Here is a 20,538-nt window from a genome sequence, read left to right on the forward strand (position 1 = left end):
TGCGGATCCGCTGGGAAAGACGAGACGACATCCACGAAGCCTTCCTCGGCCTCGCCACCTGCCTCATCACACACCGCCACGTCCAACGCCTTTGTCAGGACCTCTTAGCGCACGCTGTTGGCGTCTCGCAGAATGTCGGAGTGGACGAATGCAAGGCCGTTGCGCAGCGCGTCGGGTGGTGCCATCCACCGCACGGCCGCCGCGTCGTCGTCAGCCGCGGTCTCCGTGTTTGCGGGTACCCGCGTGAAGTACGCGTCCGTGCTACGCCGACGCCCACCTGACTGCGGCCATGCGCGCGGTCCGGTTCGCCGCGACCGTCACCATCCTGTGCACATCCCGGCGCCCGGCTACCGCCACGACAGCGAACGCCTGCTCGCCCTCATCGCGCACTGGCGAGAGGCGGCATTCGAACTCGGCGAGTTCGCCCCACCGCCTCCAGCCATGCGACTCGTCATCGACACGGCACCACCCGCGTAGCTGCCCACCAGGCCAGCCACTTCGCCGACCGGGGTTCGACGGCCTTCGCCTCCACCCCGCGGAGTCAGGCGTACCTTCCGGCGGTCAACGCACGTCGACGTGGTCCCCGCCGCTGGTCGCGGCGCCGGTCGTGTCGTTGCCGCGGTACACCCAGCGCCAGGTGCCGTCGTTGGCGGCGGTGACCGTGGTACTCAGGGCGCCAGTCCTGCTCGTGGTGACCTTCTTGACGGTCTGGAAGGCGTCGGTGCCCGTCTCACGGAACTGAAGCTCGACCGTACGGCCGCCGTAGGCGCCGTATTTCTTGGTCGCCCAGTTCGCGCGGGTGAGCTTGCCGGTGACGGTGATCTTCTTGCCCTTGGTGACCGGCTCCGGCGAGGCGTTCACGGTGACCTTCGCCGCGCGCTTGAGGCGAACGGTCGCGGACCGCGTCTCGCGCTCATGGGCCTTGAGGCTGCCGTCGGCCTTGAAAAGGAACAGGGAGACGCCGATCTTCCACTTGGTGGCGTCGCTGTTGGAGTCGACGTGCTCCTGGCTCGGGTGGGGGTCGATGTAGAGGGACCCTTCACAGCTGGCCTTCTTGGAGCTTTCTTCGTAGCAGGTGTAGCCGCCCGGTCCTATGAAGTTCTCGCCGGTCTCGGCCGCATTCTTGATGTCGCCGCGGTAGAGGAAGGGAAACGCGTCGTACCGGGACGGGTCGTCGGTGGTGTACCCGGCCGGAAGAGCGATCTTGAAGGTGAGAGAGGGCTCCACCTCCTTCGACGTCCCGACCACGATCGGCTTGCCCTTGTTGACGACGATCTCCGACACGGTGATGCCGGTGTCCGCGGCCTGGGCCGCCGAAGGGTTGAGCACCGAGAGGGCGAGCGCCCCCGCGAGCGCGGCAACGGCGGCCGTTGGTCTGCCTGTTCTCACTGAACACCTCGTATGTGGTGTGGATCTTGGAGGGAGCAGACTAACCGGTGCCGTGGAAGGCGAACCCTGCCCGGTCTCGCCGCTCGGACCGGCCTGGCGAGGGCTGGGCTGTGGCCTTGTGTACCAGAGTGGTCACGAGTGGCTGCTGTGGTGGCGTACGGTGGGGTCTACCGACGCGGGGTGGAGCAGCTCGGTAGCTCGCTGGGCTCATAACCCAGAGGTCGCAGGTTCAAATCCTGTCCCCGCTACTGCGACGCAGGGCCCGGATCCGTTGGGATCCGGGCCCTGCCGCGTTTGTACCGCGGGCGGCAGGGCGTGTACGTGTCGTGTCCGGCATTCCGGCTTGTCCCGGGCCGACCCCCGCCATGTGGTGCCGACTGCACAGTGGCCGATCGGGTCCTCGACCGCCTACGCGCTGGGACTTGGCCCTGCTGTCGGCGGACAAACTTTTCTCCCCAGGTGCGTAGGGACGAACGTCCCCAGCTCTGACCGCCGGCAGCGGCAGCAGGGCAGAGGATCTCGGTTGAGATCGATGCCCGAACCGGGGACACTCACGCGATGAGCCGCAGCACATCGCCTGAGCCGATCGAGCGAGGGTGGGACGAGCCCTGGTGTCGGGTCCGTAGGGAGGGTTTCGAAGCGTCGTTCCTGCCCAGCGACGGTGAGGACTTGGACAAGGTCTGCAACGTCGATGTCTGCGTTGCTCTGGAGGATGGATCTCGTTGGACCGCAACCGTGTTCACCGTCGCGGAAGTCGAGCGCCTGATGAAACTCTGGGAAGGGACCGATGAGGGCCTCGGCGGCCGGTATTTCTGGGTAGCGGACGGCCTGATCGTCAGGGATCCCGGCATCGACAGCATGACCGACGTGATCGCCGGGCTGATCGAGAACGGCGAGTTCTCCGAGATCCTTCAGCCGGTGATCGGCAACTGATCACGTGTTCGGCCGCCGGAAGCGGCGTCGGCAGCCCGGACATCATGCGGGAACAGCTGGAGCACCTGAACGCTCTCGGCGCCGAGCCGCACATCACGGTGCAGGCCCTCCCTCACACCGTGGGCGCCCATCCGGGCCTGTCCGGACAGTCCTCATTCCTGAAGTTGGCTGACAGCTCCGCGGCGGCGCCGGTGGTGTATCTGGAGCGGTTCACCAGCGACCTCTATCTGGAGAAGCCCTCCGACGTGCGGCATTACCGCGTGCTGCACGAGCACCTTCAGGCCCAGGTTCTCAGCCCCGACAGCAGCCGCGACTTCGTCACCGACGTCACCAGACGTACATCGAGACGGCAAGCCACCCCTGAGAGGTCGTTGTGTCCTGTCCGGAGGACAAGGCTTCGGCGAAGCTGTGGGACGGCGCCCTGGACACACAGCACGTCTTCGGGGACCTTGACGGGCGCCGACCCGCCCTCCTGGCTGTCCGTGCCGCCGTCGACGGCGGCACCGCCTACAGGGCGGAGCTGTCGGCCCGCGTCGACCAGCCGGTCCTGTCCGATGACCCGGTCCTCCATCGCGACCTCCAGCTTTCGGACTCCTGGTGGGAGGACCTCGCCGGGACACTGGAGAAGGTGGCGGCCGCCGACTCCGACCGCGTCGCCGTACGGCAGCAGTACATGGACTGGGCGGTCCCGGCGTTCGTGGGCATCCCGGCCCCGGCCGTGACCTGCTGGAGCGTCGCCCACTCCGATCTGCACTGGGCTAACGTCACCGCGCCGCTGAGGCTTTTCGACTGGGAGGGGTGGGGGCGAGTTATCTAGATGTTTGTTTGGGCCCTGAGGGACATGAGTTCAGTACTCACTCTTCCGTGTGCCTTGTGAATATCCGATAGGTCGCAGGGACGTGTGGGTCGTTATGCCATCGGTGAAGTTCCATGCGGAGAAGGTGACGATCCCCGGCGCCGTGCTTGCGGTGGCGTACGTCGTGGTCGACGAGCTGTACCGGATGCACGTCGAGGCGACGACGTACCTGGAAAGCGTTCGCGGTCGGCATTGCTCGGTGAACACTCAGCGGGTGTACGCGAGTCGCATCGCCCTGTACCTCACGTGGTGCGAAGAGCGAGGGATCGACTGGTCGTCCCCGCGCTTCGTGAATCTCGTGAAGTTCCGGGACTGGCTGGTCAGCGAGCCTTTGCCGCCGAGAGGGAAGCGGCCCCCGGCTCGTCCGCGCTTTCGTCTGGACGGCAGCGGAGATGCGGTCTTGGGCACGATGACCGAGTTCCTGTGTTTCGGGGTCAGGCACGGTTGGACCACCGTTGAGCTTGCGATGACGCTCTCGCGGCCGAAGCACCTGAGGTTCATGGCACCAGGCCAGAGCGCTGGCGAGGGCGGGCAGTTCCGCGAGATCCAGGCCCGGACGCTGAAGCTCAGGGGTGACGAAGCGGGCATCGAGTACTTCACCGTCGAGCAGGTGGAGCTGATGATCAGCCTCGCGCGGAACGCTCGCGACCGGTTCCTGATCGTCCTGATGCGGGCCACCGGCATGCGGATCGGCGAAACCCTCGGCCTGCGCCGCGAGGACCTGCACCTGCTGCCCGATTCCCGGGCCCTGGACTGTTTCCACAGCGGCCCGCACATCCACGTTCGGCGCCGCGAAGACAACATCAACAACGCGCTCGCGAAGTCCCGCAAGGGACGGGTCATCCCGGTCGAGTCCGAGGTCATCGACTACTACCGGGACTATCAGTGGGAACGCGAACAGGTGCCCCAGGCAGCCGCATGCGACATGGTCTTCGTGAACCTCTTCCGCGCTCCGCTTGGCCGGGCCATGAGCTATCCGAACGCCAAGCAGCTCTTCGACCGGCTCGCCAAGTGGGCCGAGATCATCGCCCGGCCGCACATGATGCGGCACACCGCCGCCACCGAATGGCTTGAGGCCGGCGTCCCCGAAGATGTGGTCACCGACCTGCTGGGACACCTCTCTCCGCAGTCGCTCAGGCCCTACAAGCACGTCAGGGACCAGCGGAAACGTGAAGCTGTCAAGCGTGTTGCGGCGGCGAGGCGATGACCGCCGTCACGACGGCAACGGCCGTCCAGCCGGCCGGGCCGTCACCGTTCGCCGTCGACTGGACGGGCTGGCAGGGATGGCTCCGCGAACGCGTCGATCTTCACTGGAGGCCGGGCGAGTGGGACGAACGCTGCTGGCTGTTCACCGGCGATGCCGACAACCCCCGCACCTCGATCTGGAAGTGCCGGACGCCGCAGTGCGACATCGGGATCTACTCGCGCCGCGGCCGCTGCCACGCTTGCGAGAGGGACCAGAAAGCGGCTGCGGTCTCCTGGGAGGAGTTCGACCGGCTCCCCTGGACGGAACGGAAACTGCGCGACGGCGTCGACCCGGAGGACTGCCTGGTCACCCGGAACGGAACCCGATGCGGACGCGTCGGGCACGGCCAACGGCTCTGCCTGGCCCACTACAGCGCCTGGTCCAGGCTCCGCCGACGTCCCGGCGGGGAAAGCGTCCCCGAGGCCGCCCAGTGGGCTGCCCTGGGCCGCATGAGGCCCTTCCCGGTCCCCGATGAGTGCTCGGTTGGCGGCTGCCAGAGCAAGGCCATGCACGAGAAGACCGTGCTCTGCGTCTATCACCTGCGGAAGTGGAAGATCGAGGAAAGACGGCCGGTCCGGGCGACAGCGGACGCGCTGGTCTGGGCCGCCCGGCAGGCGCCGGTGCTGACCTCCTACCGGTTCTCGTTGGCCGAGCTGTCACCGCTGCTGAGGCTGGAGATCGCCTACGGCCTCCAGCGGCGCGACGACATGGAGAGCCCACTGGACCCCCGGGCCCTGCGGCAGATCGTGCCGGTCATCGCCCGGCACGACACCAGCCTGGTGATGCGCAACGACCAGCTGGCCGGGCACCTTTCCAAGCAACTGAACCCCCACGCCGTCTTCCGGCAGATCTCCTGGTCAGTCCGCCACGGATACTCCGAGTTCTCCGGCACCAGCCCCTGGGGCGAGGACCGCCTGGACCTGCGGGCCGTCGGACTGAAGTCGATCAGCCGCACCGGACGGCGACGACAGGCTGGCGTTGCCGACCTGTCGGTGATCCCGCAGCCCTGGCTGCGGGATCTGCTGCGGAAACGAACCGAGGCGGAACGGCCCGACAGCAACAAGTTCGGACGCTGGCTGCGGGCCGTCACCCTGGCCGGCAAGGGCATGAACCGCCTGCCCGGCGGCGGCCGCGAACTGGCCAACCTGGACTTCGCCCACATGCAGGCGGCCTTCGACGAGATTGCCTCCGACCGGCGCCGAGACGGCAAGCTCTGCACATCCGGCTTTCGCGGCGACGAACTGGGCGCCTTCTTCGCACTGTTGGACTTCGGCCGGTTCGCCGGATTCCTCGACAACGTCCCCGGCAGCTTCGCTCGGCACTCCTCGCACCGCATTCCGAGGGAGGACACCAACGAGGAGGAGATCGGCAAGGCCATCCCCGAGCCCGTCATCGACCAGCTGGACGCCGCGCTGGACTCGATCTCCGCCGGGATCACCTACGGGGACTTGTCCCCCGACGAGATCCACGAGATGTTCCAGACCCTCTACGTGGTGCTGCGGGACTGCGGCCGCCGACCGCTGGAAGTCGTCTCGCTGCCACGGCACTGCCTCGAACACCACGGCGACGAAGTCGAGTTGATCTGGGACAACCACAAGGGCCACCGTCTGCGGCGACGCCTCCCGCTCAGCCAGGAGACCATTGCGGCGATCGAGAAGTGGCAGCAGATCCGCGACCGGATCGCGGCACCGGAGCACAGCAGCGGCTACCTCTTTCCGGCGATCTCGCGCTACAGCGGCGTCGCCCATATGAACTCGGTGGCACTGAGCGCGGCCATCCGCACCTGGGTCGATGCGCTTCCTGAACTGCACAGCGACGTCGTCGGCAAGGACGGGGAACTCATCCCGTTCGACCGGTCTCTGATCTTTCCCTACGCGTTCCGGCACTCGTTCGCCCAGCGATACGCGGACGCCGACACGCCCCCTGACGTCCTGCAATCGCTCATGGACCACGATGATCCAAAGACGACGATGGGCTACTACCGCGTCACCCTGAAGCGGAAGCGGGAAGCGGTGAAGAAGCTCAGCGCGCTCGTCACCGACCGGCACGGAACCCGGAAACCGTGCTCGCCGCAAGCCTACGAGCACCGCTCAGTCTCCGTCCCGTTCGGCGGCTGCACGGAACCGTCAAACGTCAAAGCGGGCGGGCACGCATGCCCGCTGCGGTTCCAGTGCGCGGGCTGCGGTTTCTACCGGCCCGACCCGTCATACCTGCCCGCGATCGAGGACCAGATCAACAGCTTGCGAGCGGATCGCGAGACCGCCCTGGCGATGGAGGCCGCCGACTACGTGATCGCCAACATGACCGCCGAGATCGCCTCCTTCCAGAGCGTCGCGGCCAACATGCGGCATGAGCTGGCCGCCCTGCCGGAGGAGGAGCGGGCGGAGGTCGAGGACGCCGCAGTCGTCCTTCGGCAGGTCAGATCCGGGAGTACGCGGCCATTGCTGCCGTTGTCCGTCCTCCGGAAGCAGACCCCATGACGGCGCCCCGGACATCCGCTCAGGTCCTGGCCGAAGCCCGTCAGGCAGACAGCCGGCGCAAACGGCAGAGCGTCCTCACGGCCCTCCAGAAGATGGCCACGGACGATGATCACATCACCTTCGCCGCGGTCGCACGAACGGCCGGAGTATCCACCTGGCTCGTCTATGCCGAGGGAGTACGCGAGCACGTCCAGGACGCAATCGACCGCCAGACCAGCACGCCCGGGAAAGCCACAGAGAGACCGGCAGGCCAGTTCGGCAAGCCTGAAAACCGACCTCGCGCTGGCACGCGAAGAGATCACCGCACTCCGAGGCGAACGCGATCGACTGCGCGAGGCGGTGCGGCAGAACCTCGGCCAGCAACTCGACCAGGTCAGCAATCGGCAGCTGAACGACCGCATCACCGAGCTGACGGAACACGTTCGGAGGCTGGAACAGTCCGAGGCTCAGACCCGAACAGAATCGGAGCAACTCGCCTTACGAGTGAAGGAGTTGGAGGATGACCTTGCCGGGGCTCGCACCAGTCTCAGAAGGATGATCAAGCAGCAGGCGCCACCCGGGCCGCAATGACCGCGAAGGGCTCACCAAGCAATTCAGCCGCGAAGTCGATCAACGGAACCCGAAGATCAGGGTGATCACCTCGGTTGCAGACGTTCAGGAGCTCGGCCGCCGCGAAGAGCTGGACCTGACGCCCTCCCGGGCCGCTGAGAGCTTCGGAGAACCGTTCGCTCACCTCATAGGCCACTGCCGGATGCAGAAGCGAGTACGCCCGAAGGAGGGCAAAATCCCAGCCCGCCGGCGCCTGCCCCCACGACTCCCAGTCGAGAAGAACGCAGGTCGGCGCGGTCAAGTTCGCCCAATGCAGATCAGCGTGACTCGCTCGCCAGGAGACCACTCGCGGGTCGATCAGTCCGCCGCTGATCCACTCCAGGCGCCGGTTCACCAGGTCCTGCCGGATCGCGACTCGGTCCGTCGTAGTCGCCGCCACCGCATCGAGAGACGCCTTCAAGTGCTGCCACCAGTCCTCGCCGAGAGCAACGTCCTTACGAACCTCGGGAGTTGGCGAGATCGGATCGTCCTCGATCAGGGTCGACAGCTCGGCCCGAAACCGCAGACCACCGTCTTCCCAGTCGCTGACCTTCTCCAACCGTGGCCGGGACGCCCCCACGATGACCTGCGCGGACTCGCTTCCGAGCCAGAGCTTCTCGCTGACCTGCCCCACCGGCGCCGCGACCAGGCGAAGCCACCTCGGGCACCCACCCGCGAACACCTTGCCGCCCAACGTCCGGCCTCGCCAGCCCGCCGCCCGAACGTCATCGGCAACACGGCAACCGAACCCATCCGCGGCCCGCTGGAACATGGCCTGCAACCGCTGAAGATCGGCTTCAGAGGGCTCCCACATCAATCCCGACCGCCCTTCCGACCCGCTCTCGATTGCTCCGATCCAGCATCGCAGAGGCCCATCACCTACCGGGCCATCGTCACCAACGTCCCTCACTCGTAACACCCCTTGCGACCAGCACAAACGGGATGCACATCTAGATAAGCACCGCTCCGGAGGGATTCGACGCCGCCATGCTCTACGCCTACGCGCTGCTCCAGCCGGACGTCGCCGCCCGCGTCCGCGATGCTTTCCCCGCCCTGGGGAGCCCGGCCGGCCTCGCCGCCGAAGCGACCGTGTGCGCCCAGCTGCTGCAGACCGTGGCCCGCGGCGACAACCTCACGCTCGGAGCCCGGCTCCGTACCTGGGCTGAGGAACTGCGCCGCCGCTGAAAGAGCCGCCCGGGTGCCGCTGAGGAACACCGGCATGGCTGGGCCGTCCTGGTCGGGACGTCCAAGGACCGCGGCCGTCCGATGACGGACCGCCCGCACGGGCGGCCAGGGCTGGGGCCTGAACCGCCTCGAACAGCGCCTTCAGGTCGGCGTACCTGCCGATCACGGGCGGGGCCACACGGGTCCAGCTATGCGACGATGCTGGGACACGAGACCGACTGGCACCGTGGGTGCCGCTCTTTGGGTTCTGGGCATCGCCCCCTTCCAGGGCATCCAGCTCCTGCCATCGTCGTCCCGCCCCTCTCAAGGGCGCTTCGCCTATGGGCTCCTCACCCCCTAGAAGGGGGCTCGCCCACCATGCACTTCACCCTGCGGATCGACGGCACCGCCGCTCACATCACTGTGCACGGAGAGATCGACTACACCAGCCTGCCCACGCTCCGCGCTGCCGGTGCCGGGCTGCCACCGAATGTGACCGAGCTGGTCTGGGACCTGCATGACGCCCGCTTCATGGACGTCGCCGGCCTTCACCTGCTCTTCGAACAGCCATCACCAGAGGGCTCGCCCCGCAAAACGACAGTGACCAACCTCGCGCCCCAGCCGCTGCGGCTGCTGGTTCTCGCCACCGAAACGATCCCCACCCTCGAGCTCGCCCACCTGCTCCCCGACGAACTCCCGGGCACCCTGCTCGATGACTGAGAGGGGCAACGGTCAGCATCGGCTTCGGCAGCCTGTGCCGCACGATGCCTTCGCGTTCACGGCTGGTCAGTTGGTCAAAGGGTCGGGCTCGTATTCCGCCGGGTGCTCTGTGTCGGGTTCCTGGCGCAGGTCCAGGATGCAGCGCAGCCGTACGCATGGTTGACCGGGCTCGCGGGTTGTACGGTCCGCCGACGCGATTCCCCAGCGGGCGGCGAGCAACTCCTGGACCGCGAACGCGGTCTCGCCATCGGCGGCCGCGACCTCCACCACGGCCAGACCAGCCGTGCCACAGCGCGTCATTGATCTGCCTCATGTCTGGCACTACGCGTCAACAAGACCGAAGGGCGATGCGGCACGCTTCACCCGACCGAGGAGGCCCCAGGCGTTGAGGCATCTGTTGCGCTAAAGGTTGCGCCAACGTGTTGCGGTAGGTGTTGCGCCAGCTTCCGCAGCGTCTCGAAGTCCGCCCAGGTCACCACAGGCGCACGGTATGGTCCGGCCGCTGACATCCCCGTTGCGACCCCTTCGACCATGCCCTGGCTGGAGTTGAGGATGAGGGAGGGCGGGATGGGCGGCGCGGACGCAGCAGGGGATCGGCCCCCGCCTGACGTCACCGTCGCTCTGACGGCGCTTGGGCGCGGCGGCCCCGCCGATGCGCAACTGGTGAGCGCGCCGACGTTGGCGGGGGAGGGGTCGGGGCGGGCACGGTGCAGGGCTGCGGGGTGGCGCCACCGGCCGGAGGCGTCGCGGGCGACGTCGACGCCGACTTCCACCACCAGGTCGGGTTCGACCAGCGTGACGTTCAGCTTTTCCTGGCTGCCCCATCCGTCGGATTCTCTGCCAAGTTCAGCATGTGGAGCTGACAAGGCTTTGCGGATCCAGGTGATCGACCGGGCAACAAACTGTGCCGCCCACCCCGCAGGCAACGTCGGATCGCCGACCGGCACGGCGCGCATCGCCTCGGACAGCGACCAGCTGGACGGCGAAGACGCATACATGGTCGAGGTCTTCCACCGCTCCAGCACGCGCCGGCCCTTGTTCCCCCAGGTGCGCACCGATTCCACGCTTCCGACGCGAAGTGGTGACAGGGGCGCACGAGATTCCATGCCTTCGACGCGAGCGGTGTGTGGACGGGCCATCCCCTCCGCTGTGTTCGTGTCGGCCTGGTCCGGGACCGAGATGGAGCGCAGCCAGCCGCGGCAGACGCTGACGCATCTGCTGTGCAATACGCACGGCAGCATGCTCGGCGAGGGCGTCAGGGCAGGCAGCTGCCCGTTCGTACCACTCACGTCCGAGCGCCACCAGACCCTCCGTGAAGTCGCTGAACCGGTCATCTGAGCAGCCCCCGCCGATGAGGCAGGCGGCTGCCCACACGTCCCAGCGGTAGACCGCAGAACGGCGCGCAGACGGCGCTGGCCTACACCCCGGGTGGTGAGGTCGACTACTACACCCACCCGACCGGCAAGACCGACTACACCTGGGACAAGGCCGGCCGCCTGGACTTCCTGACCGACCCGGCTGGCAAGAAGACCGACTTCGACTACGACGACAACGACAAGCGCACCAAGACCGTCTACCCCGGTGGCACGACGCAGTCGGTGACGATCGACGACAACGGCCGCCCCGAGGCCATCAAGACCACCTCGGGTTCGACCACGCTGATCGACCTGGCCTACGGCTACAAGAACACCGCGGGCAAGGACACCACCAAGATCCGCATCCGCACCGACAACCTCACCAAGTACAAGACCACCTACGACTACGACTCCCAGGACCGCCTGCGCTACGCCCTGGAAGCCGACTCCACCGGCGCCCGCAAGGCATCGTGGCTGTACTGCTGGGACAAGGCCGGCAACCTCACCAGCCAGGACGGCAGCAAGAACGCCTGCCCCGGCGGCACCACCTACACCTACGACGACGCCAGCGAACTGACCGGCAGGAACGGCTCCGCCACCGGCTGGTCCTACGACAAGCTCGGCAACGAGACGGCGGGCGCGAGCACCACCGCCCGCACGAACGAGACGTGGACGGACCACAGCCAACTCTCTGCCGTCACCGCAGGCGGCAAGAGCTACGACCTGGTCCACGCGGGCACGGACAACTCCGAGCGCACGAAGCTGGGTTCGACCTGGTTCCACCACGCCGCGCTCGGTCTGGCCTCCACGACCACCAACGGCGTCGACACGGGATTCATCCGCGAACCGGCGGGCACGTTGAATTCCATGACGACTGGGGGGGAAGTCCTACTACTACCTCACTGACGCCACCGGCAACGTCCTCGGCCTGGTGAACGATGTGGGCAAGCGCACGCACACCTACGCCTACGGCCCCACGGGCCTGCCCCGCGGCATCACCTCCGAGGCCGTCCCCCAGCCCTACCGCTACACCGGCGCCTACCTTGACCCGACGGGCCTGTACAAAATGGGTCACCGCTACTACGATCCGTCCCTCGGCCGCTTCACCCAGCCGGACCCGTCGGGGCAGGAGACCAACCCCTACCTGTACGCCGCCGGAGATTGCATCAACCGCACCGATCCGACCGGCACGCTGTCGTTGGGGTGTATCGGTTCAGGCCTGCAACTCCTCGGCGGTGCAGTCGCCCTTGGCGCGGGAATCGCGTCTGCCATCGGTTCAGGGGGCTTGTCGACACCTGCATCCGTGGCAGCGATCGGAGGCGGGATAGGCCTCATCGGTAACGGACTCAGCACAGTGGACTCATGCCAATGACCAAGAAATCACTGCTCGCCACGCTCATCTGGACCGGCATCGTGTTGGGAGTGATCGGAATCGTCCTGACCATCATCGATTGACGTCCGGCGACACAGAAGCCCGGCCTGTCCTTCTGCTCCGTGCAGAGGGACGGGCACTTCTGTCAAGGGTGCAGTGAGCGTTTTCAGCGTTGACGCTCCAGGGTGAGGATGGCAGCGGCGATGACCGTCATGCGGTTGGGGCTGCAGCGGGCTCTGCGGAAGGCGCGCCAGGACTTCAGTCTCGCGACGCTTCGTTCGACCGGTGCTCGTGCCGCTGACAGGGCCCGGTTGATCGTCCGTTGGGTCGGGTTGAGGTCCTGGTGCGGAAGACGTCTGATCGGCGTGGTCACCCAGGAGCCGGCTCCGATGTAGGCGCGGTCGGCGAGGACGGGCACGCCTTGGCGTTCGCAGATCCGGATGATGCGGTGGGTGCGGGCTGCGGTCAGGTCGTGGGTGCGGCCGGGCAGTGCGGGCGAGATCCACAGCAGCGTGCCCGCAGGATTGGCGACGACCTGCACGTTCACGCCGTGGCGGCGGTGCTTCTGGGAGAAGTCGGCCCGGCTGTCACCGACCCGGTCGCATTCGGCGAGCGTTCCGTCGAGCAGGACGTGATCGGGATCCGTCTCCCGCAGGACCCGCAGCAGCCCGGGCGCCCGGCGGGACAGATGGCCGACGACCGCGGTGACGTAGGCGTGGGCGGTGCCGACGGATATGCCGAAACCGGCGGCGATCTGCGCAAGCGTGTCGTGCCGGCGAAGGTAGACCAGGCCGACGAGAGCACGCTGGTGAGGCGGGCGCTTGCAGTGACGGTCACCCTCACGGGTGACGATGAGCATGGTTACCCACGCGACCAGGGCGTGAGGCAGGTCGAGTACGGCAGGATAGGGAACCAACGAGGCTCCTGCGCTGATGAGTTGAGACGTCCAACACCTCTCTCAACGGCACAGGGGCCTCGTGTGTTGCGGGAGGCCACCCCGTCACCCGACGGGTGGCCACTCTGAAAACGCTCACTGCCTCCAGCACCGCAAGCAGTTCGACGAGAACACCGCATTCCCAACCTTCGGCCCGGCGGCAGCGTGACACCCGCTGAGCCGGGGGCCGGTGTGCTGTCAGTGGTGGGTGGCATGCTCTGCCACCATGAACAAAATGCAGTTCTGGCAACTTATTGCGGCAGCACGCAGCCAGGCGCTCGACCCGGATGAGAGCGAAACGGTCGCTCGTGAGGCAACTTCCCTGCTTGTCTCCCGCCCGGCCGAGGAGATCGTCGCCGCTCAGCAGGTGTTGTGGGACCTGATGGCTGAGTCCTACACGAACCCGTTGTGGGCCGCTGCCTACGTCATCAACGGCGGCTGCTCCGACGATGGCTTCGACTACTTCCGCGGTTGGCTGATCGCACAGGGGCGTGGGGCCTTCGAGTGCATAGTTGCCGATCCTGATGTGCTCGCCGGACTGCCCATCGTGCAAGCCTCGGCCGCCGACGGCACGGACCTGGACGGTGAAGACGTCCTCAGCATCGCCTGGAACGCACACATCACGGCTACTGGCGAGCAACTCCCCGCTGACGCCTTCACGATTCGATACCCGCAACTGGACCCCGCCTGGGACTTCGATTTCGACGACCGAGCTGAGATGACTCGCCGCCTGCCACGCTTGGCCGCTCTCTATCTGGAGTAAAGTCCAAGGTGCTGCGCCTCTCACGGGCAGAGGCGCAGCCCTCTAGCGTCGCTGGCTTGCTCGCCCCGCGCGACCGCACCTCACGACGAGGGACACGATCCCGGCAAGGGGCAGGCCCGCTGGAAGACCGCCCTGGACGCTTTCGACATCACCTTCGACGGCCGCCTGTCGGCGGCCCGTCAGTAACCCTCAACTACCCGGTTACACCACTCGTTTGACAGTCCCGAGATCCGCGACAACCTCGTCGCCCGCATCGCTGAGGCTGAGCGCGAAGGCTGGCTCGGAGAGGTCGAAGGGCTCCGAGCCAGCCTGACTGGCACCGAAGACAAACTCGCTCAACTCGACAGGCTCGACAACAGCCAGGCAGTAGCGGTGCAACTGGGTATGCCGACTATGGCGAGCGCTGTCGCTGACTCCCAGAGGTGGGGTCATCAACAGTAGCGGCGTTAGCGACGACGATCTGGGGAGGGGTTAAGAAGTGACGCAGGTCGTTTCGGCAAGAGGAATCGTCAAGACCTGTGGATTCGGCGTGGTTCAGCGATAGCGCGGGAGTCCGCCGAGGTCCGGGAGCTCGTCCTCGAAGTCGCAGGCGGCAACGGCGTCGAGGCCGCGATTCCAGAATGCTGTGAGCACGTGTGCCACCGCTTCGACGAGGACGGGGTCGGGGTCGTCGGCTTCCGCCTCGATCGTGAACGGCCACCCGATGAAGTCGGCGGCCAGCCCGTCGTCCGGGTTGTCCCGGATCTCGAAGACCATCCGACCTGATCGGATCGTGTAGTGATCGTCGGCGGAGGCGCCGAGAGCCGCCGCGACGAGCGCAGTCACGGACTCGCGATTGCCGCCTCGTAGGTAGATCTGGCAGTCCCCGTAGTCCTTCGCTGTGTTCACGCGGCCTGCTCCTGTCGCTCGACCAGGATGCCGTTCTCGAACCGGGCGCCGGTGCGGACCAGGGGGACCAGATGGGCGCCGGTAATCGCGCGCCAGCGTGTCTGGGCGGACTCGACGAGCTTGAACACCATCGCCAGGGCGGCGGCTGGACTGCCAGCCCCACGGGTGACCTTGGTCCGCAGCTTGACCGTGGAGAACGTTGACTCGATGGGGTTCGTGGTCCGCAGGTGGATCCAGTGCTCGGCCGGGAAGTCGTAGAACGCCAGCAGTTCCTCGGCATCGTCGGTGATCTTCGCGACGGCTTTGGGCCACTTGGCGCCGTAGGTCTTCGCGAACGCCTCGATCGCCTTGTCGGCGTGCGTGCGGTCCTCGGCGTTGTAGATCTCCCGCATCGCCTTCGTCGCGCCGGGCTGCGCGGACTTCGGCAGGCAGTTCGTGACATTGCGGGCCTTGTGGACCCAGCACCTTTGGTGCCGGGCTGCCGGGAAGACCTCGACCAAGGCCTTCCACAAGCCCATCGCTCCATCGCCGACGACCAGCTCCGGATCGCGCATGCCCCGGCGGCGACAGTCGCGCAGCAGGTCGGCCCACGACTCGGTGGACTCGCGCAGGCCCTCGGCCAGAGCGATCAGCTCCTTCGTGCCGTCGAGGCGGACCCCGAGCAGGACCAGGACGCAGGAGTGTGCCTGACCGAGCCGGACCTTCGGATGCAACCCGTCAGCCCACACGTAGACGTAGTCACGGTCGGACAGGTCGCGCCGCTGGAAGGCGGCGTGGTCGTCCTGCCACTGCCTGGTCAGCCGGGTCACGGTCGCCGCAGACAGGCCTGCCGCTCCGCCGAGGAACTGCTCCAGCGCCGGGACGAAGTCACCGGAGGACAGGCCGTGCAGGTAGAGCAGCGGCAGTACCTCGGAGATCTTCGGAGACTTGCGGCACCACGGAGGAAGGATCTTCGAGGAGAACCGCCTGCGCTCGCCTGTGGCCTCGTCGATGCGCCGGTCGTTCACCCGCGGGGCCCTGACCTCCACCGGTCCGGCCGCGGTGACCACGGTCCGGGGTCGGTGGTGGCCGTTGCGGACCACGAGACGTCGGCCGGCCTCGTCGGTCTCGGCCGCCAACTCGGCTATGTACTGATTGACTTCCGCTTCCAGTGCGGCGGCCAGCATCCGGCGGGCGCCTTCGCGCACGATCTCGTCGATCAGGGAGCCGGTCTGGGTTGAGCCGTCGTCGGTGACTACGCTGAGCACGGGCGTGCCTTCCCGACCCGCGCTGCGAACGCGGGCCTACTCGGTGACCATCACAGGATCATTCGGGAAGGTACGCCCTCCGCGTTCCCCCCGGGACCGATCCACAGGTCTTGAGCATTGCTCTTTTCGGCAACGATATCCGGCGCTGTTGGTGGCGGGCGTCGGCGCGTTTCTCACGCTAGCGCAGGCCCGCAGAGAGCGCAGGAAGCTGTTGATAGACATCAAAGCGGCCTGGGCGCTTGAGCTTTACAAAACCAGAATGGCTACGTATCCGGAGGTGCATCGCGCCCTTGCCCCCCTTTCGCATACCGCCACTGTCACTCCCCAGGCGGGCGAGAGCGTGGCGCAGCAGCTGAACGAATGGATCTACTCTGCTGGCGGCCTTTGCGCTGATGCCACCACCCGGGGAGCAATCTTGGGGCTACGAGAGTGCTGCACCAGGTGGGCAGCAGACAGTGGCCCCATCCCGGCAGACCTATACAAGTGGCGCAATCTCGTCACCACGTTTCTGCGGCGTGATCTTGATGTAATCGGTCTCGATGCCTACGACTTCGATGTGGATTCAACTCTGCTGATCAAGCTCCAGATGGAACTGGACGCTGGAAACCGCCAAAATGGTGCACGCTAGAGGTTGTCCCGTATGGGGTCTGAGTTATCTGGTGTGTGTGCCAGGTTGTGAAGCCGGGCGATGCCAAGCATGTTTGGTGAACGCCGTTTCCCTTGAGTCGGCAGTCCCGAAGGATCTTCCAGTTCTTCAGCTGGCACAAGGCGTGTGCGGCTCTTGCTCGCGCCCGGCGGTGGACGGCGTTGTTGCGGACTGAGGTGCGTCTGGCCTCTTCGTTTTCGATGCGGGATACGGCGCCACCTGCCGCAACGTGAGGTTCGTCCGCCAGTACGTCGCCACCAGCAACACCCGGTCCTGCAGCGGCAGCCGCCAGGGCCGGCCACGCTGAACGTCACCACCACGACGCCGTACCCACCCCACCAGCCTGGCGAACTGCACTTCCGTCAGTCCCGAGAACGGCTCGATCCACTTCGGATCGTCTGCTGAAATGACCCCACCCATGCCCAGCCAACACACCAACCGCCCCAACGGCTACGGGACAACCTCTAGGGGACCTGCAGAGCTCTCATACGCAGCGCGCGCCCTCACCTTGACATGAGGGCGCGCGCGTTTTCAGTTGTCTTCCGCGAGGGGTGCACCCAGCTGGATCGTGGTCTGGCAGGGAACTTCTTGCCAGTAGTGATCCTCGTTCTGTTCGTACCAGTACCGGCAGCCTTCGAGGTCCCCTTGGACCTTGCCCGTCACCTTGACCTTGGCCGCGTAGTAGTAGTCGCTGCTCTTCTTGCCTTTGAGGCGGATGGGTTTGTCGGCGTAGTTCCTAAACCTCTCAGGATCTCTCGTGCCGTACTTGCCGCCTTCGTAGGCCAGGAAGATGACCCCGCCTACCTCGTTGATGTCGAGGACGCGGTACTCGCTGACCCTCAGGCCCTTCGGGACGGACGTGAAGCGGGCCTTGCTGATCGTCACCGGGTCGTTCGAGGTGTTCGTCGGTAGGGGCAACGCCGCCCAGAACACCTCGCCCATCTGGGCGTGTTCGGTGCCGGCCCGGCCGGTCGACTGCATTCCGCCGTCGAGAGCATGGCCCTGCGTGCTGCTCTTGCCTGAGTCGGTGGTGCACCCGGCTGTGAGCGCGGCCGCCAGGAGGCAGGTGAGGAGAGCGCTGCGTCTTCTAGTAGGAGAAGAAGACGCCAGGCTTGCCGTCGAGGCGGTCATTCTTCCCCCAGATGGTGTGCTCGGCTTGCTTGGTGCCGACGGTGATCCGCTGTGCGTGCTGACGGTCGTATTGTGTCGACGCGCCGAGCGTGACACCCCACACTGTACGGGCGCTGGACCACTTGATGCTCTTGGTGAAGTTCAGCTCCCAGAAGGTGCCTCGGGGCACGATCCCCCGACGGCTCTTGGGCGCATCGGCGTAGTTCATCCCTCCGTCCTTCTTGGACACATACTTGCCGATCTTCGAGACGGCGCCGTCGGCGGGAATCCGGTAGCGGTTCGGCTCGATCGTCTTCCAGGAGGAACGGGGGTAGCCGCCGCAGTACCGGACGTGCTTGTACTTGGTGTACTCAAGCGGCACCTTGAACTGCTTACGACGGCATGGAGCGTCAGGTCCGTGCGTCGGTGTACCAGAGTGGTGAATACAAGTACGGCACGTACACCACCCACAGCCCGAGCAGTACATACGTCGACCCCGCAGGTTCGACGACACCGCGAACGCGTACCTACTTCGACGCACTTGGCAGGGTCACGTCCCTCAGGCACTACAGCCAGAGCGACGCCGGCTCCTCGACGGGACGCACGACCACCATCAAAGCCCGCGACGACAGGCCCGGCCTGTGCGTGGAAGCCAACAGCTGCGCAGAACACCAACCTCCCGTTCCCCCTCATTGCTCCGGAACGACACCTGACCGCTACCGACGATTCGGCCGCCCACTGACCGACCCGCCTCTCCTCTCGCCGCGTAGGCGACCGCCCTTCAAACGCTTCGTGGCTGCGGTGCGTGCCCACCGTACTGAGCAACGGGGTGCACGCCTCACACGCATGGTCGCGATGCTTGGCCTCTACGGAGATGTAGGGCCTCAAGCCGTCCAGGGGAAGACCGGGTCAGGGTGGCAGACCGGGCCCGCGCTGGTCTATCCAGCATGGTGTGGGGGCAGGGGCGCGATGGGTACGGGTGCGGGGGCGTCTGACGGTTCGTCGGATCGGCGTTGGTTCCTGCCACGCGGGGGCGGATCGTGCGCGGGCGGAGTGAGTCGGCTGGCAGCTGCTGGACGCCGGGCACGAGATCGAGCTGGACTACTGGGACTGGGGCGCAGGCGACAACTTCGTCCTGAAGATGAACCCGCCCTCGAATGCGGCCGGCACTGTCAGACCTCCTGCGGCTCTCGGAGGCCGGCACCACCATGGGTGTCCAGATGGCCGAACAGGCACTCGCAGCGCTGGTGCAACAGCGCCTCGCAGTACAACGCGCTGTGGAGCTCCGGAAGGTCTCTCGGGCTGGCTCTGCGCTGTGCACCATCTCCCCGGTGTCTTCAAACAAGGGGGCCGGCGGAGTGTGCGCCGGGGGTGTCGGCGAGCTCGATCGCCGCGGTGCAGCCCTTGCCTACCGGTTCCCGGTGGACACAGAATCCGGAAGACCGCCGTCTTCACCCTCATCGAGGCCGGGTGCGTCCGGACGTAACACTCAACCACTGCCCGAGGCTCAAGATCTGAGCGCGTCCGCTGAGCGTCGGTCGTGAAGCCAGGCAGTTGGACGTGCCCGCAACCCAAACCGAGCCATGGAGGTCAGGTCACCCGGCGCGCTGGGTCGTCTCTCCGGTCTGAGCGGGTACGGCGGGCAGGGTGACAGTGCAGGAGGCGCAGCGTCGGGCCTGGGCGGGGACAGGGCTGAGGCATTCGGGACAGTCCCGTTTCGGGGCTTGAACGTCTTGGTGCGGGGCGAGGCGTTCGTGGAGCTTGTTGATCGGGAGCACGACCAGGAAGTACAGGGCGCTGGCGAGGAGGAGGAAGCTGATCGCCGCGTTGACGAAGGCGCCGTAGGGAAACTCGATGGCGCCGACGGTGAAGGTCTTGCGGCTCATATCGCCGGTGGCTCCGGTGGCCAGCCCGACAAGTGGTGTCAGGAAGGCCCTGACGAAGCCGTTCACCACGGCGGTGAACGCTGCCCCGATGACGATGCCGACGGCCAGGTCGACCACGTTGCCGCGCAGGATGAAGCTGCGGAAGCCCTTCACCTTCTCACTCCTCAGAGACTCTTGACGTCGACGGGCGGCACCGAAAGCGCGGGCAGCCCACCCACTTGACCTCGGATGCCCTGCCGCCCTTCACCCATGCCGACTCCGGCACGCGGCGCGGTGCTGTAGGTCAAGCACGCCATCGCGACTGGTCGCTCAGCCTGAGCTGTCCCCGAAACAGGCCTTGGCTCGCATACCGTCCTCCAATGCAGGCCGGGATGCGGGTAAGGGGGCTGCTCTCTCAGACACAGCCGTCATGCGTCCGTCAGGAAGTCCAGTTGCTGCAGCAGCTGGGCCCCGACCGCTACGCCACCCTGTACGCCGCCCATTGCCTGGCCCGCGCCTACGACGAGGCCGCGCCCGCAACCTTGCCATCCGGCTGTGGGCGTTGGGACGGCACGAAGAAGCCCGCGACTTGGACGACAAGACGCGCACGCGAGATCTTCGATGCCCTCGGCGCGTCGGCATGGGCGGAGCGGGCGCGGCAGGAGCTGCGTGCCGCGGGCGCGTGCGCGGCGAGCTGGGCGACGTGCAGTTCGGTCGAGGTCAGCCGGTCGACCACGGCCGGATCCTGACGGGGGGACGGGGGACTGACGAACTGAGAGAGTACAGCGTCATGACGTACGCGGAAGGCGCAGCACCATGACGTACGTCGATGACGTAGTCCGACGGACGCGGTCCGACCTGCTTGATTCCTAGGTTGGTGCCATGCCCGGTTCGCACACGGCGGACGGGCGGGAAGGCACACCGTGGGAACCATCACCGTCGGCACCGAGGGCTCGACCAGCATCGAGCTCTATTACGAGGA

At 66.6% G+C, this 20,538-nt stretch carries 23 protein-coding genes, 1 tRNA gene and 4 pseudogenes; 16 read left to right on the forward strand and 12 right to left on the reverse strand.

All coding sequences use genetic code 11. From position 1 onward, the window contains the following. Nucleotides 1-92, forward strand: a pseudogene (locus tag ACZ56U_RS39470) (IS5/IS1182 family transposase); the annotation flags it as partial. 235 nt (nucleotides 93-327) lie between these two features. Next, on the forward strand, nucleotides 328-477 hold the full coding sequence (locus ACZ56U_RS39475) for a hypothetical protein (RefSeq protein ID WP_469088774.1): 150 nt from the start codon (nucleotides 328-330) through the stop codon (nucleotides 475-477). A gap of 84 nt (nucleotides 478-561) precedes the next feature. Here the strand turns inward: ACZ56U_RS39475 and ACZ56U_RS39480 are convergent, their stop codons facing one another. Beyond that, the gene (locus ACZ56U_RS39480) at nucleotides 562-1,389 is read right to left on the reverse strand and encodes a hypothetical protein (RefSeq protein WP_469088775.1); all 828 of its coding nucleotides are present in this window, start codon (nucleotides 1,387-1,389) and stop codon (nucleotides 562-564) included. Between the two features lie 174 nt (nucleotides 1,390-1,563). Between ACZ56U_RS39480 and ACZ56U_RS39485 the strand changes: the two genes are divergently transcribed. The 7 genes and pseudogenes from ACZ56U_RS39485 to ACZ56U_RS39515 all read left to right on the forward strand — a co-directional run bounded on the left by ACZ56U_RS39485 (nucleotide 1,564) and on the right by ACZ56U_RS39515 (nucleotide 7,474). Continuing rightward, nucleotides 1,564-1,637, forward strand: a tRNA-Met gene (locus tag ACZ56U_RS39485). Between the two features lie 310 nt (nucleotides 1,638-1,947). Continuing rightward, nucleotides 1,948-2,322: a hypothetical protein gene (locus ACZ56U_RS39490; RefSeq protein WP_469088776.1), complete on the forward strand. Its 375-nt coding sequence runs from the start codon at nucleotides 1,948-1,950 to the stop codon at nucleotides 2,320-2,322. After that, nucleotides 2,289-2,585: pseudogene (locus ACZ56U_RS39495) on the forward strand (Scr1 family TA system antitoxin-like transcriptional regulator); the annotation flags it as partial. The gene ACZ56U_RS39490 and the pseudogene ACZ56U_RS39495, both read left to right, overlap by 34 nt. Nucleotides 2,586-2,695: 110 nt before the next feature. Continuing rightward, nucleotides 2,696-3,139, forward strand: a complete 444-nt coding sequence (locus ACZ56U_RS39500) for a hypothetical protein (protein ID WP_469088777.1) — start codon at nucleotides 2,696-2,698, stop codon at nucleotides 3,137-3,139. A gap of 94 nt (nucleotides 3,140-3,233) precedes the next feature. Beyond that, nucleotides 3,234-4,385, forward strand: coding sequence for a tyrosine-type recombinase/integrase (locus tag ACZ56U_RS39505; protein ID WP_469088778.1), 1,152 nt, complete (start codon nucleotides 3,234-3,236; stop codon nucleotides 4,383-4,385). Continuing rightward, the gene (locus ACZ56U_RS39510; protein ID WP_469088779.1) at nucleotides 4,382-6,904 is read left to right on the forward strand and encodes a tyrosine-type recombinase/integrase; all 2,523 of its coding nucleotides are present in this window, start codon (nucleotides 4,382-4,384) and stop codon (nucleotides 6,902-6,904) included. The genes ACZ56U_RS39505 and ACZ56U_RS39510 overlap by 4 nt, the downstream gene beginning before the upstream one ends. Nucleotides 6,905-7,069: 165 nt before the next feature. After that, the gene (locus ACZ56U_RS39515) at nucleotides 7,070-7,474 is read left to right on the forward strand and encodes a hypothetical protein (RefSeq protein ID WP_469088780.1); all 405 of its coding nucleotides are present in this window, start codon (nucleotides 7,070-7,072) and stop codon (nucleotides 7,472-7,474) included. Here the strand turns inward: ACZ56U_RS39515 and ACZ56U_RS39520 are convergent. Then, nucleotides 7,443-8,273, reverse strand: coding sequence for a hypothetical protein (locus tag ACZ56U_RS39520; RefSeq protein WP_469088781.1), 831 nt, complete (start codon nucleotides 8,271-8,273; stop codon nucleotides 7,443-7,445). The genes ACZ56U_RS39515 and ACZ56U_RS39520 overlap by 32 nt on opposite strands. Before the next feature lie 206 nt (nucleotides 8,274-8,479). On the opposite strand from ACZ56U_RS39520, the gene ACZ56U_RS39525 reads away from it, so the two are divergent. Together ACZ56U_RS39525 and ACZ56U_RS39530 are read left to right on the forward strand one after the other, a co-directional pair. Continuing rightward, on the forward strand, nucleotides 8,480-8,677 hold the full coding sequence (locus ACZ56U_RS39525; protein ID WP_469088782.1) for a hypothetical protein: 198 nt from the start codon (nucleotides 8,480-8,482) through the stop codon (nucleotides 8,675-8,677). Nucleotides 8,678-9,034: 357 nt separating this feature from the next. After that, nucleotides 9,035-9,376, forward strand: a complete 342-nt coding sequence (locus ACZ56U_RS39530; protein ID WP_469088783.1) for an STAS domain-containing protein — start codon at nucleotides 9,035-9,037, stop codon at nucleotides 9,374-9,376. A 66-nt stretch (nucleotides 9,377-9,442) separates the two neighbouring features. Here the strand turns inward: ACZ56U_RS39530 and ACZ56U_RS39535 are convergent, their stop codons facing one another. From ACZ56U_RS39535 to ACZ56U_RS39545, 3 genes and pseudogenes are all read right to left on the reverse strand, one after another. Further along, nucleotides 9,443-9,676 carry a DUF6207 family protein gene (locus ACZ56U_RS39535; protein ID WP_469088784.1) on the reverse strand — a complete coding sequence of 78 codons (234 nt, stop codon included), beginning with the start codon at nucleotides 9,674-9,676 and terminating at the stop codon, nucleotides 9,443-9,445. Between the two features lie 59 nt (nucleotides 9,677-9,735). Next, the gene (locus ACZ56U_RS39540; RefSeq protein WP_469088796.1) at nucleotides 9,736-10,440 is read right to left on the reverse strand and encodes a hypothetical protein; all 705 of its coding nucleotides are present in this window, start codon (nucleotides 10,438-10,440) and stop codon (nucleotides 9,736-9,738) included. A 211-nt stretch (nucleotides 10,441-10,651) separates the two neighbouring features. Beyond that, nucleotides 10,652-10,750, reverse strand: a pseudogene (locus ACZ56U_RS39545) (DUF4240 domain-containing protein); the annotation flags it as partial. 224 nt (nucleotides 10,751-10,974) lie between these two features. Here ACZ56U_RS39545 and ACZ56U_RS39550 point away from each other — a divergent pair. Both ACZ56U_RS39550 and ACZ56U_RS39555 read left to right on the forward strand, forming a co-directional pair. Beyond that, a complete protein-coding gene (locus ACZ56U_RS39550; RefSeq protein ID WP_469088785.1) occupies nucleotides 10,975-11,637 on the forward strand; it encodes a hypothetical protein in 663 nt (220 codons plus the stop codon). A 25-nt stretch (nucleotides 11,638-11,662) separates the two neighbouring features. Further along, nucleotides 11,663-12,103, forward strand: a complete 441-nt coding sequence (locus tag ACZ56U_RS39555; RefSeq protein WP_469088786.1) for an RHS repeat-associated core domain-containing protein — start codon at nucleotides 11,663-11,665, stop codon at nucleotides 12,101-12,103. 166 nt (nucleotides 12,104-12,269) lie between these two features. Here the strand turns inward: ACZ56U_RS39555 and ACZ56U_RS39560 are convergent, their stop codons facing one another. After that, nucleotides 12,270-13,019, reverse strand: coding sequence for a transposase (locus ACZ56U_RS39560; protein ID WP_469088787.1), 750 nt, complete (start codon nucleotides 13,017-13,019; stop codon nucleotides 12,270-12,272). Nucleotides 13,020-13,263: 244 nt separating this feature from the next. Between ACZ56U_RS39560 and ACZ56U_RS39565 the strand changes: the two genes are divergently transcribed. Beyond that, the gene (locus ACZ56U_RS39565; protein WP_469088788.1) at nucleotides 13,264-13,800 is read left to right on the forward strand and encodes a DUF4240 domain-containing protein; all 537 of its coding nucleotides are present in this window, start codon (nucleotides 13,264-13,266) and stop codon (nucleotides 13,798-13,800) included. 534 nt (nucleotides 13,801-14,334) lie between these two features. Here ACZ56U_RS39565 and ACZ56U_RS39570 read toward each other — a convergent pair. Together ACZ56U_RS39570 and ACZ56U_RS39575 are read right to left on the reverse strand one after the other, a co-directional pair. Continuing rightward, nucleotides 14,335-14,688: a hypothetical protein gene (locus ACZ56U_RS39570; RefSeq protein ID WP_469088789.1), complete on the reverse strand. Its 354-nt coding sequence runs from the start codon at nucleotides 14,686-14,688 to the stop codon at nucleotides 14,335-14,337. After that, nucleotides 14,685-15,935, reverse strand: a complete 1,251-nt coding sequence (locus ACZ56U_RS39575) for an IS256 family transposase (protein WP_469088790.1) — start codon at nucleotides 15,933-15,935, stop codon at nucleotides 14,685-14,687. The genes ACZ56U_RS39570 and ACZ56U_RS39575 overlap by 4 nt, the downstream gene beginning before the upstream one ends. A 211-nt stretch (nucleotides 15,936-16,146) precedes the next feature. On the opposite strand from ACZ56U_RS39575, the gene ACZ56U_RS39580 reads away from it, so the two are divergent. After that, nucleotides 16,147-16,563 carry a hypothetical protein gene (locus ACZ56U_RS39580; RefSeq protein ID WP_469088791.1) on the forward strand — a complete coding sequence of 139 codons (417 nt, stop codon included), beginning with the start codon at nucleotides 16,147-16,149 and terminating at the stop codon, nucleotides 16,561-16,563. Here the strand turns inward: ACZ56U_RS39580 and ACZ56U_RS39585 are convergent. From ACZ56U_RS39585 to mscL, 4 genes and pseudogenes are all read right to left on the reverse strand, one after another. Next, nucleotides 16,560-17,001, reverse strand: a pseudogene (locus tag ACZ56U_RS39585) (helix-turn-helix domain-containing protein). The gene ACZ56U_RS39580 and the pseudogene ACZ56U_RS39585 sit on opposite strands and share 4 nt — an antisense overlap. Nucleotides 17,002-17,112: 111 nt before the next feature. Continuing rightward, on the reverse strand, nucleotides 17,113-17,712 hold the full coding sequence (locus ACZ56U_RS39590; protein WP_469088792.1) for a hypothetical protein: 600 nt from the start codon (nucleotides 17,710-17,712) through the stop codon (nucleotides 17,113-17,115). Then, nucleotides 17,669-18,073 carry a hypothetical protein gene (locus ACZ56U_RS39595; RefSeq protein ID WP_469088793.1) on the reverse strand — a complete coding sequence of 135 codons (405 nt, stop codon included), beginning with the start codon at nucleotides 18,071-18,073 and terminating at the stop codon, nucleotides 17,669-17,671. Before ACZ56U_RS39595 ends, ACZ56U_RS39590 begins: the two co-directional genes overlap by 44 nt. 1,213 nt (nucleotides 18,074-19,286) lie before the next feature. Continuing rightward, nucleotides 19,287-19,730, reverse strand: coding sequence for a large conductance mechanosensitive channel protein MscL (gene mscL / locus ACZ56U_RS39600; protein WP_469088794.1), 444 nt, complete (start codon nucleotides 19,728-19,730; stop codon nucleotides 19,287-19,289). A gap of 278 nt (nucleotides 19,731-20,008) precedes the next feature. Here mscL and ACZ56U_RS39605 point away from each other — a divergent pair, with 278 nt between their 5' ends. Further along, on the forward strand, nucleotides 20,009-20,305 hold the full coding sequence (locus ACZ56U_RS39605; protein WP_469088795.1) for a hypothetical protein: 297 nt from the start codon (nucleotides 20,009-20,011) through the stop codon (nucleotides 20,303-20,305). The last annotated feature ends 233 nt before the right edge of the window (nucleotides 20,306-20,538 follow it).

It is taken from the genome of Streptomyces sp. NPDC034103 (assembly GCF_055575395.1).